At 68.4% G+C, this 10,294-nt stretch carries 10 protein-coding genes; 2 read left to right on the top strand and 8 right to left on the bottom strand.

Going from position 1 to position 10,294, the window contains the following annotated elements; genetic code table 11:
* The 3 genes from DM816_RS36360 to DM816_RS36350 form a co-directional block, all read right to left on the bottom strand.
* A partial coding sequence (locus DM816_RS36360; RefSeq protein WP_211589009.1) for a hypothetical protein occupies nucleotides 1-477 on the bottom strand: 477 nt, incomplete at its 3' end.
* A 68-nt stretch (nucleotides 478-545) separates the two neighbouring features.
* Nucleotides 546-1,589, bottom strand: coding sequence for a trypsin-like serine peptidase (locus tag DM816_RS36355; protein WP_117215055.1), 1,044 nt, complete (start codon nucleotides 1,587-1,589; stop codon nucleotides 546-548).
* Between the two features lie 88 nt (nucleotides 1,590-1,677).
* Nucleotides 1,678-1,869, bottom strand: a complete 192-nt coding sequence (locus DM816_RS36350) for a hypothetical protein (protein ID WP_117215054.1) — start codon at nucleotides 1,867-1,869, stop codon at nucleotides 1,678-1,680.
* A 17-nt stretch (nucleotides 1,870-1,886) separates the two neighbouring features.
* Between DM816_RS36350 and DM816_RS36345 the strand changes: the two genes are divergently transcribed.
* Nucleotides 1,887-3,047 (top strand): flavin monoamine oxidase family protein, encoded by a 1,161-nt coding sequence (locus DM816_RS36345; RefSeq protein WP_162908187.1) that lies wholly within the window; start codon nucleotides 1,887-1,889, stop codon nucleotides 3,045-3,047.
* Between the two features lie 340 nt (nucleotides 3,048-3,387).
* On the opposite strand, the gene DM816_RS36340 is transcribed toward DM816_RS36345, so the two are convergent.
* The 5 genes from DM816_RS36340 to DM816_RS36320 are packed head-to-tail and all read right to left on the bottom strand — an operon-like array spanning nucleotide 3,388 to nucleotide 9,131.
* Nucleotides 3,388-5,118: an ABC transporter substrate-binding protein gene (locus DM816_RS36340; RefSeq protein ID WP_117215052.1), complete on the bottom strand. Its 1,731-nt coding sequence runs from the start codon at nucleotides 5,116-5,118 to the stop codon at nucleotides 3,388-3,390.
* A 31-nt stretch (nucleotides 5,119-5,149) separates the two neighbouring features.
* Entirely contained in the window at nucleotides 5,150-6,136 is a 987-nt protein-coding gene (locus tag DM816_RS36335) for an ABC transporter permease (RefSeq protein ID WP_117215051.1), read from the bottom strand.
* Nucleotides 6,136-7,077 (bottom strand): ABC transporter permease, encoded by a 942-nt coding sequence (locus DM816_RS36330; RefSeq protein WP_117215050.1) that lies wholly within the window; start codon nucleotides 7,075-7,077, stop codon nucleotides 6,136-6,138. Before DM816_RS36330 ends, DM816_RS36335 begins: the two co-directional genes overlap by 1 nt.
* On the bottom strand, nucleotides 7,074-8,048 hold the full coding sequence (locus tag DM816_RS36325) for an ABC transporter ATP-binding protein (protein ID WP_117215049.1): 975 nt from the start codon (nucleotides 8,046-8,048) through the stop codon (nucleotides 7,074-7,076). Before DM816_RS36325 ends, DM816_RS36330 begins: the two co-directional genes overlap by 4 nt.
* 12 nt (nucleotides 8,049-8,060) lie before the next feature.
* Nucleotides 8,061-9,131: a C39 family peptidase gene (locus tag DM816_RS36320; protein ID WP_246002559.1), complete on the bottom strand. Its 1,071-nt coding sequence runs from the start codon at nucleotides 9,129-9,131 to the stop codon at nucleotides 8,061-8,063.
* Between the two features lie 86 nt (nucleotides 9,132-9,217).
* Here DM816_RS36320 and DM816_RS36315 point away from each other — a divergent pair, with 86 nt between their 5' ends.
* A complete protein-coding gene (locus DM816_RS36315) occupies nucleotides 9,218-10,129 on the top strand; it encodes a serine hydrolase domain-containing protein (RefSeq protein ID WP_162908186.1) in 912 nt (303 codons plus the stop codon).
* The last annotated feature ends 165 nt before the right edge of the window (nucleotides 10,130-10,294 follow it).

The raw sequence follows: 10,294 nt of genomic DNA, 5'->3' as shown, positions 1-10,294 counted from the left end.
CGGGGTGCACGTGTGCACCGCAGGCCCGCCCACGGCCGTGCCTGGGTCGGTGCTGGTCGGTGCGGGCACCCCGGCGCCGCTGCCCGCGCCCGGGTCGCACGGTATCCCGCCCCGCGCCCGCCCCAGCTCGCCGAAGGCCGCAGAAGCGCTGACGAGCGACGCCGTGACGCTGCCGCCATCGGGCAACGCGATTTTGGCCGGGCTCGGTGTGTCTCGCGGAAGGGTAAGCGCCGCACGGAATTGCGCATCGTCCGGGAGTTTGCCCGACGGCACCACCGTCAACGATTGCAGCGCGACAAGCTGAGTTTTCCAGGCGGCCGATTGCGCGGCCGCGGCCTGCCAGGCGGCGGCCACGGCGACCGCGCGACCGGGAAACGCGGCCGCGGGGTCGTTTCCGACCCCGTCGGACCGCCCGCAACCGGCAAGGGTCAAGGCGCTCACCATCACCATCGTGAGCATTACCAGGTGATTCCGCATAACGCTTTGACTCCCTGCCGGGCGGTTTTCGTTCCGTCAGCTATTTGCCAGCAAACAGCTCTTTACGTTTACGGCGAGCTGTTCTCGGCCGCGTCGCGCACGTTCTTGGTCCACGTGTCCCAGTACGGCCCGAACGCGGGGCTCGGGTCCTCGTTGCTGAAGAAGTACGAGTAATTGGCCACGGCCCAGCCGAGCCGCGCGAACGAGGTGTCGTAGTCCTTCAGCCACACGCTGCCGCTTGCTCCCCGGCGCAGGTTGCAGTTGAGCTGCTGGTCGGAGTTGAAGACGTTACGCCGCGACAGTGTGCCCTGGCAGAACGTCTGCAACTGGCCACCGTTGCCCACGTGTGTCGGGTATCCGATCGACGTCACGAACGGACGGCCCGGGTCGTAGATGATGCCGTTGCCACCGACCCGCGCGACGACCTTCTGCCCGTACTGGTTGAGGTGGGTCGGCACGAACGCGGTGTCGTAGCTGAAGTTGCTGTTGTTGGTCCACCCTTGCGTGGTCCAGAAGGTGTACGCCGCGAACCGGCCCGCAGCGCCCTCACCGTTCTGGTATCCGGGGTAGAACACCCAGTTCTGCATCCACGTCTGGCCGCTGCCGCCGTGCACGCAGTGCCCGGCCGTGATGACGATGCGCTGCTTGGGCGTGTTGAGCGTGCCGCCGGAGCAGACGTAGTTGCCGCCGTCGGACGGGTTGCGGAAGAACACCTTGCCCGCCGCGTGGGTAAAGTTGACGTTGATGCCGACGTCACCGGTCTGGATGCTCGGTGCGGCCGGGGCGTCGCCGTACAGCGGCTTGGCCGGCTTGCTCAGCGCGACCTCCGCCTTGGCGGCGGCCGCCTTGATTGCTGCCTCGTCCAGCTGGACCGGCTTGGCCGAGGCGAGCCTTTCGGGCGTCCAGTATGCGGCGACGACCGCATCCGCCTGCGCGGCGCTGGCGGCCCTGAACGATGATCCGGTGTTGGGGTCGTACAGCGGGGCCGGGCCGGAGCCAACAACCGCGCCGGGCAGCGTCTTTGCCGCCACCGCGTGACCGGGGGTGAGCAGCGCGACGGCGACGATCGCCGCTGCCGCGATCAGCGGCAGGCGCTTAGGTACATGAGACATTCATGCTCCCCTAAATCGATGGATGGCCCTATCCAATCTGGACTGGGCGCCGCTGCCAATGGGAGAGCGAAGTTTGCGACTCTGTGACTTATTCCGTGGACGAACCGAGGGGATCCATGCTCCACGATGCGATCTTGGCAATGTTGCGCAGCGCGGCCCGAGCCGACATCAGCCGGATCGCCGTGTCGCGCAGGGCGGCGGCGACCGGGTTGCGCAGCCCGGAGCTGATCCGGCCGGTGCGCGCCGAACCGATGCCGCCCCCGACGAGGATCGCGCGCATGGTCCTACTCTATTGGCGTGGATGCCGATGTCATCGTGGTGGGTGCCGGCGCGGCGGGGCTGGCCGCCGCGCGCCGCCTGAGCAGGCGCAACGTGCTCGTGCTTGAGGCGCGGGAGAGAATCGGCGGGCGGGTGCACACGGACCGCTCGTTCGCGGGTTTCCCGATGGAGCGCGGCGCCGAACTGGTCACCGGCCTGACCGCTGAGCTGGCCCGGGAGGCCGGACTGTCCACATTGCCGGCGATGTCGACGTGGCACGGCCGGATCGCCGACCGTGGCCGCGTCCGCCGGATCCTGCCCTGGCTGGCCCCGGCGGCGGTCCAGTACGCGGGTCTGATACGGGCCGTGCGGGCGTCCGGTGATCGGCCCGATCGTTCACTGGGCGAGCTGCTGCGGGAGCGGAGCGCGGGCGTGAAGACCCGGCGCTTCGCGGCGACCATGGCCAACGACGCGTGCACCGATGTAGACGAGTTGAGCGTGCACTACCTGCGGCGGGTGCTCGCGGCGGGAGAGGAGACGGGCCGCAACTCCCGCCTGGCGCAGGGATTCGACCGGCTGATCGAATACCTGGCCGAGGGCGTGACCATCGTGCGGGGCGCGCCGGTCACGCACGTCGAGTGGTCGGACGGCGGCGTGCGCGTCGAAGCGGACCGCACCTATACCGCGCGCCAGGCCGTGATCACCCTCCCGCTGGCCGTGCTCCAGGCGGGCGTCGTCGGATTCGGCCCCGAGCTGCCGCCCGCCAAACGGGAGGCGATCGCCGGGCTGAGGATGTACCCGGGTGTGAAAGTCTTGATGCGCTTCGCCAAACGCCTGTGGCCAAAAGACATGAGCTACCTTGTGCTCGACGAGGGTGTGCTCTGGCCGCCGCGCCCCGACGAGCCGGTCCTGGTGGCATTTGTCACCGGCCCGCGAGCCCGATCCGCCGACATCCAGGCGCTGTCCACAGTGCTCGGCGAGCCACCGACCACCATCGACGTCGTCGACTGGGCCGCCGACCCGTGGACGCGCGGCGGCTACTCTTCCGAGCCACCCGGCGCGGCCCGCCTCCGCACCGCGCTCGCCGAGCCCTGCGGCCCACTGCATTTCGCGGGCGAAGCCACCGACAGCCTCGCCCCCGGCACAGTCGGCGCGGCCATCCGCAGCGGCGTACGCGCAGCAGAGGAGATCACGCGTTGATCGACGAGCCGCAACCCAGGACCGCGGCACGGCGCCTGCGCACCGAACTGCGCGTGGCGCGACACGGCAACGCCCGCCGCCCGTCGAGCGGGGTCAGCGCCTCGCCATGCGCTCACCCTATGCGCCGCCGTCAATAGAAGCCGGCGCAGGATCCGGGGATATTGTCGTCCGCAGCTGGTCGATTGAGTGCAGGATCCCGGACAATGCGGGGGTTTGCGCGCCAGCCGCGACATCATCCCGGATGACGCGGCCGTTTCCCCGCTCCCGACGGCAGGATCCCGGACAATGCGAGGCGCGGTCACCCGAGTGAACCCGGGCGACCGCGCCGTTGATGCGAGACCTACGATTTCACGTAGGCGTTGGTGAATGCGGGATAGCCGAAAACGCTTGAGACGTAAAGGCCGCCGGCCTTCGAGCCGTGCAGGAAGTAGGCCACGTCGGCATACAGCGGCACGGCGGGAGCGTGCTCCTTCATGATGCGCTGGTCGAGTTTGGCCCATTCGGGCGCCTGCGCGACCGGGTCGAGCTGCAGGATGCGGTCGAACTCCTTGTTGAGCGCGTCGTCGTTGAAGTAGGACGAGTTGGTGTTGCCCTCGGCGCGGATGGTCCGCCCGTCAAACAGCACGGGCAGGATGGAGGCGCCGCTGGGCCAGTCGGCCGCCCACGAGTCCATGTAGAGGTCCCACGGGTTGTCCTTCTTCTTGGTCTCGTCGAGCGTGGAGTCTTGCGGCACGGCCTTGGTCGTGATCTTGAACCCGGCCTTCTCGAAGTTGCTCTTGAGCTGGGTCGCGATCTCGGTGCTGGTCTTGCTGTCGCCGTGGGCAAGCACGAGCTCCGGCGTCTTGCCCGCGAGCAGCTTCTTGGCCTCCTCGATGTTGCCGTTCTTGCCCGCCGGGTAGGCGTCGTAGGACTGGAAGCCCAGCGTGCTGGGCGGCATGAGGGTGGTCATCGGCGCGGCGACCGTTGCCCCGCCGAGCGTCTTGATGAGACCGTCGCGGTCGATGGCGTAGTTGAGTGCCTGCCGCACGGCCAGATCCTTGACCCGCTGGGTGTTGATGGTCAGCCGGTTGGCGCTGGGTGTGGGTGAGATCAGCGTGCGCGGCCAGTAGTCCGCGTTGCCCGCGACCTTGCTCACCAGCGAGGCCGGGACGCCGTTCCACGCCAGCGCGGACGCGTCAGGGCCGCTGTCCGCGATCACCCGGTTGGCGCCCGCCTCCGCATCCGCGCCAAACGACCACACGAACTTGTCCGGGTAGGCGTGCCGCACCGGATCGGTGGCCGGGTCCCAATGCGGGTTGCGCTCGAACACCAACTCCACGCCGACCGTGTGCTTGGCAATTTTGTATGGCCCGGAGGAGAACGGCATGTTGTCGAGGTTCACGCCCGTGTCCTTGTCGGGCGGCAGCGGCGCACTCGCCGGCAGCGACACGGCGAACGGCAGGTCGCAACGCGCCTTCTTGAACTCGAACCGGACGGTGGAGGCGTCCGGTGTGGACAGTCCCGGCGGCAGCGAGTTCTTGTTGGCCTTGAAGTCCCACTTGGTGTCGTACTGCGGGTCGTCGGCCAGCCACTCCTGCACATAGGTCGGCCCGCCCGTGAGATCGGGGTCGAACGAGCGCGCGATGCCGTACGCCACCTCCTTGGAGGTGATCGGCCGCCCGTCCTCGAACTTGAGCCCGCTCTTGAGCTTGAATTCCCAGACCTTGCAGTCACCGTTGACGTTCTTGCCCGGGGTCTCGGCCAGGTCGCCGACGAGCGTGAGGTTACCCTTGCCGTCGTCCTTCCACGTGGTGAGGTAGCGGGCGTACAGCGAGGCGTTCATCAGGCCCGCGAACGAGTACACGCGCTGCGGGTCCATGTGCGAGATCTTCGTCAGGCGCAGGATGGTCAGCGTGCCGCCCTTGGTGGCGCCGGGCACCTCCGGCGCGGGACCGCGCGAGTCCTTGGGGTCCATGGCAATGACACCCGTCGTCACGCGGTTGGTGTCGACGTTATTGCCTTCGTTGGTCGTCTTGGTGCAGGCGGTGACCGCCGCCAACAGCATGACGACCCCTGCTATGCGCGCATACATCAGGAGTGAACCTCCGGGAGGGAGAGGGGAACTATCTCAGCCGTACGCGAGGGTCGATCAGCGCGTACAGAAGGTCGACGATGATGTTGGCGACCACGATGAAGGCGGCGGAGACGAGCACCGTCGCCATGATCGTGGGCAGGTCTCCGGAGCGCACCGCGTCCACCGCGGTCCGCCCGAGGCCCTGCAGGCCGAACGTCGTCTCCGTGATCACCGTGCCGCCGAGGGCGCCGCCCACGTCGAGCCCGGCGATGGTCACGATCGGTGTGATGGCGGCACGAAGCGCATGCCGGCCGTAGACCCTGCCTTTGGAGAGCCCCTTCGCCCGCGCGGTGCGGATGAAGTCCTCGGACAGGGTTTCGAGCATCTGTGCGCGGGAGAGCCGAGCGTAGATGGCCGAAAACAGGAATGCCAGGGCGAACCACGCCAACACCAGCCCGCCCGCCCAATCGAGCGGGTTTTGTAACAGCGGGGTGTAATGCGGTACCGGCAGAATCTTCAACGTGTAGATAAAGACCAGTTGCAGCACCGCGCCGACGAAGTACAGCTGCATGGACGCGCCGGTGAGGGCGAAGCCGATCGCGGCCCGGTCGAGCACGGTTCCCTTGCGCAGCGCGGAAATCATGCCCAGACCGACCCCGAGGACGAGCCAGATGATCGCGGCCGGGATGACGATCGACAGGGTCACCGGCAGCACCCGGGAGAACGTGTCGGTCACGGCCTCACTGTTCACATAGGAGTATCCGAGGCAGGGAGCGTCGCACCGCCCGCCCTGCGAGCTGCCCAGATCCCGCCCGGTGAAGATGCCCTTCATGTACGCCAGATACTGCTCGTGCTTGGGATCGCGCAGCCCGAGCTCCTGCCTGACCCGCTCCAGACGCTCGGGGTTGCAGTTCTTCGGGCACATCCCGCTCACCGGGTCGCGTGGCAGGGCGAAGAACATCAGGAAGCTCACGATGCTCACCGCGACGAGCGTGAGCACCGCCGACAGCAGCCGTTTGACGATGAAGCGAAGCATCAGGCACCAGACTTGGGGTCGAGGGCGTCGCGCAGACCGTCACCGAACAGGTTGAACGCCAGCACGAGCGCGCAGATCGTCACACCGGGGAAGAACACGTACGCCGGATCGGTTTGCAGATACGAGAGACTACGGAAGATCATTGCGCCGAAGTCGGGTGTCGGCTCGGTGATTCCTATGCCCAGGAACGAAAGCGCCGCCTCACCGGTCACATAGGACGGCACGGCGAGGGAAAACGTCACCAGGATCGGCGCCCACAGGTTGGGCAGCAGCTCCCGGAACAGGATGTGCCCGAGCCCCGCCCCGCACGCCCGCGCCGCCTCGATGAACTCCCGCTCGCGCAGCGAGATCACTTGACCGCGCACCAGCCGCGCCGTGCCCGTCCAGCCGAACACCGCGAACACGAGGATCAGCACGGCCACCCGGAACGAGGTCGGCACCTCCTCGCGCGGGCCGTAGAAGCGCAAGGCAATGGTCGGCACCACGGCGAGGGCGAAAATCAGGAACGGCATGGCGAGCGCCAAGTCGATGATCCACGAGATCACCGCGTCGATCTTGCCGCCCAGGTAACCGGCGACGATCCCGAGCACGACCCCGATCACCGTGGTCACGATCGCGGCCGCGAGCGCGATGAACAGCGACGTGCGCATGCCGTAGATCATGCGGATGAAGATGTCGCGACCGAGGCCCGGTTCGAGGCCGAACCAGTGTTCGCCGGAGATCCCGCCGGCGTAGCCCAGCGGCATGCCGAACGAGTTGAGCTTGTGCTGAAATTGTTGCTGCGGGCCGATCCCGTACAACATCTCGATCAGCGGTGCGCCCACTGCGAGCATGCCGAAGACGATGAGCGTGTACGCACTGATCATCGCGACCCGGTTGCGCCGCAACCGCATCCACGCGAGGCGTCCCGGCGAGCGCGAGGCGAGTTCGGTCGTGCTCATGACGGGAGCTCCGCGAGATGGCAGGCGGCATAGTGGCCGGGCTTGCGCATGCGCAGCGCCGGAACCTCTACTTTGGACAGCTCGGTGGCGTAGGGACAGCGAGGGTGAAACGCGCATCCCGTCGGAAGGTTGATCAGACTTGGTGGATTTCCTTTAATGGGTACCAGGTGAGCCTCCGGGTCGCCGTCGAGCGTCGGCATGCTCTGGAGCAGGCCGAGGGTGTAGGGGTGCATCGGCTCGTGCAGCACGTCCTGGGTCGCGCCGTGCTCCACCGCTCGCCCGCCATACATCACGAGCACCTCGTGGGCCACCTGCCGGACCACACCGAGGTCGTGCGTGATGAGGATGATCGCCGAGCCGAACTCACGCTGCAGGTCGGCCAGCAGGTCCAGGATCTGGGCCTGCACGGTCACGTCGAGCGCGGTCGTCGGCTCGTCCGCGATGAGCAGGGCCGGATCGTTGACCAGCGCCATGGCGATCATCGCGCGCTGCCGCATGCCGCCGCTGAACTCGTGCGGGTACTGGTCGGCACGCCGGTCCGGCTGGGGGATGCCCACGCGCGCAAGCAATTCCACGGCCCGGCGCCGCGCGACCCGGCGGCTCACCGCGTGATGCACGCGGTACCCCTCGGAAATCTGTCTTCCAATGGTGTAGTACGGATGCAGCGCCGACAGCGGATCCTGGAAGATCATGGCCACATCCCGGCCGCGCAGCCGCTGCAGTTCCGGCTCGGGAAGGCCGACGATGTTACGGCCCTCGACGAGGATCTCGCCGCTGATGGTGGTGCGCCGCGGATCGTGCAGCCCGAGCACGGCCAGGCTGGTCACCGACTTGCCGGAGCCCGACTCGCCGACGATGCCGAGCGTGCGGCCGCGCTCGACGGTGAACGATATGTCGTTGACCGCCCGGACCACGCCATCCTCGGTGGCAAACCTGACGTTGAGGTCCCGAACCTCCAAATAGGACGCCATAGCCGGGTCACCCTACCAGTTGGCCTGGGGCGGGGGCGGGGGCAACGGGCGCTCCGGCGGGTGGATCACGTAGACCAGACCGCGGCTGGTGTTGAGCCAGGCGGTCTCCCACTCGGCGCGGCCGACCGCCGTGCGCACGGCCTCGTTGGTCGGCGCGGCCGGATCGTTGAGCACCAGCCGGCCGGTGTCGCTGAACCCGGCGATCACCATCAGGTGCCCGCCGGTCTGGTAGCCCAGCCCCGGCACCTCACCCTCGTGATAGGACGCCGACGCGATCAGCGGGATGCCGGCGTCGATGAACTGCTCGGCCTCGTTGAGGCTGCGCAGACGGGTGACGAACGCGCTCGCGCCGAACAGGCCCGCGAACGCGGTGTTGAACGGCCAGTTGCCGCAGCCACGGTAGGAATGGTCGAACGTGCCGATGGCCGCCTGTTCGAGCGTGGTGTCGTAACCCCAGTAGGACAGGACCATCGCGGTCGATGCCGGGCTGCACCACGCGGCGCCGTCCTTGTGCACCTTTTGGGAGTAGGGCGGGACGTCGAGCACGACACCCTGCGCGGTGCGGGGAGTGCTCGGCACACACCGGCCGGGCGCGGGCAGGGCGCTGGCCATGACGTTGAGCGTGCGGACGGCGGGTGCGTCGTCGGTTCCGCTGGGGCGCAACATGGTCACGCGGGTGCGCCAGGACGTGAAGGCCTGGCCGGGGCGGGCGACCAGCATGTCGGCCGCGACCGTGGCGTGGGCGTCGCTCTGGTCGGAGACGGAGGCGCGCACGCCGCCCGCCGACCAGTTGCCCAGGTTGTACCACGCGGTCGCGGTGCCGGACAGGGTGACGCACTGGACCTCGATGCGGATGAAGCTCCCGCCGGGTGTGTCGGCGGTCCAGCTCGGGATGAGCTCGGTGGCCGGGAAGCCGGCGCCCGCCATCGGGCCCGTCCACCGCGCGGTCTCGTAGGACACGTGGTGGTATTCGGCGGTCCCGGTGGGGTGGTCGAACAGCAGCGCGCCGCCGTCGGGGCGCGTGCCCCGAAGGGCGCCCTCCGCCCATACCGCGCGGCGCAAAACGATATCGCTGCCAATCACGCCGTCAGTGTGGTAAAACTTTACGTCCTCGTCAATTGCCCTGTTAAACATTTCCGGTACCGATGGCAAGTTGTAACATCACGCGGGTGTTCGAGGCGTTGCTGGAGCGGGCTCCGATGCCGGCGGTGGGGGTCGGCGTGTTCACCGCCGAACGGGTCGTGTCCCGTGGGGTGGCGCGGGCCGAGGCCGACGCGTGGTGGGATCTGGCGTCGCTGACCAAAGTGCTCGTGACCCTGCCGGAGGCGCTGCGGCTCCCGCTCGATGCGCCGTTGGGGTCGGTGTGGGCGCGGGCGTCGGGCAAACCGGTGGGTGCGGTCACCGTGCGGCAGCTGCTCTCGCACACCGCCGGGCTGCCGCCCACGATTCCGTTCTTCCGGACGGCCGCGTCACGGGAGGAAGTCGTGTCCATGGCGCTGGAGTCGCCCGTGGCCCTCACGGGGCGGGCAGACTACAGCGACATCGGCTATCTGCTGGCGGGTGAGCTCGTGCGGGAAACGCGCGGGCTCGGCCTCGACGCGCTGGCGCTTTCCCGGAGCGGGCTGCGGTTCGCGCCGCTGCCGGGTCCCGCCGTGCCCACGGAGCAGTGCCCTTGGCGCGGGCGGCTGGTGTGCGGCGAGGTACACGACGAGAACGCTTATGCGATGGGCGGTGTGGCCGGGCACGCGGGTGCCTTCGGCACGCTCGATTTGGTGACCGCAGCGGCGCAGTCGTGGCTCGGCCCCGCGCCACCGCCTTTCGTTTCCGCCAACCCGGATGGGGAGCGGTTCGCGCTAGGCTGGTGGCTCCACCCAGCGCGCGGCATCGGCGGCTCAACAGCGTCGGTCTCCGGTTACGGCCAAGCGGGCTTCGTCGGCAACCGCATCTGGTTCGAGCCCGACCACGGCTACGGCGTCGTCATCCTCAGCAACCGCATCCACCCCACGCGCGCCGCCGACAGGGCCCCGTTCACCGATTGGTGCGACACCCTCCTCACAGCCGTCGCCAACCAGCTCCGTTAATCCGCACCATGGCAGCAAGCCGCAGGCCCAGCCAGGCCCTTCACCACCGCCACGCTTGCCGCACACTCACCACCGCCCGGCCCACCACCCCCGCACACAAAGCCAGACCTCGCGCTTCACCCCCCGCCAAGGTCGCCGCACACTCACCACCGCCCGGCCCACAAC

Origin of the sequence: Allorhizocola rhizosphaerae, from assembly GCF_003426775.1 — a bacterium.
In the GTDB taxonomy this organism is placed as follows: Bacteria; Actinomycetota; Actinomycetes; order Mycobacteriales; family Micromonosporaceae; genus Allorhizocola; species Allorhizocola rhizosphaerae.
The sequence above is the reverse complement of the archived record's forward strand: the minus strand, read 5'-3'. Positions and strand labels throughout refer to the sequence as shown.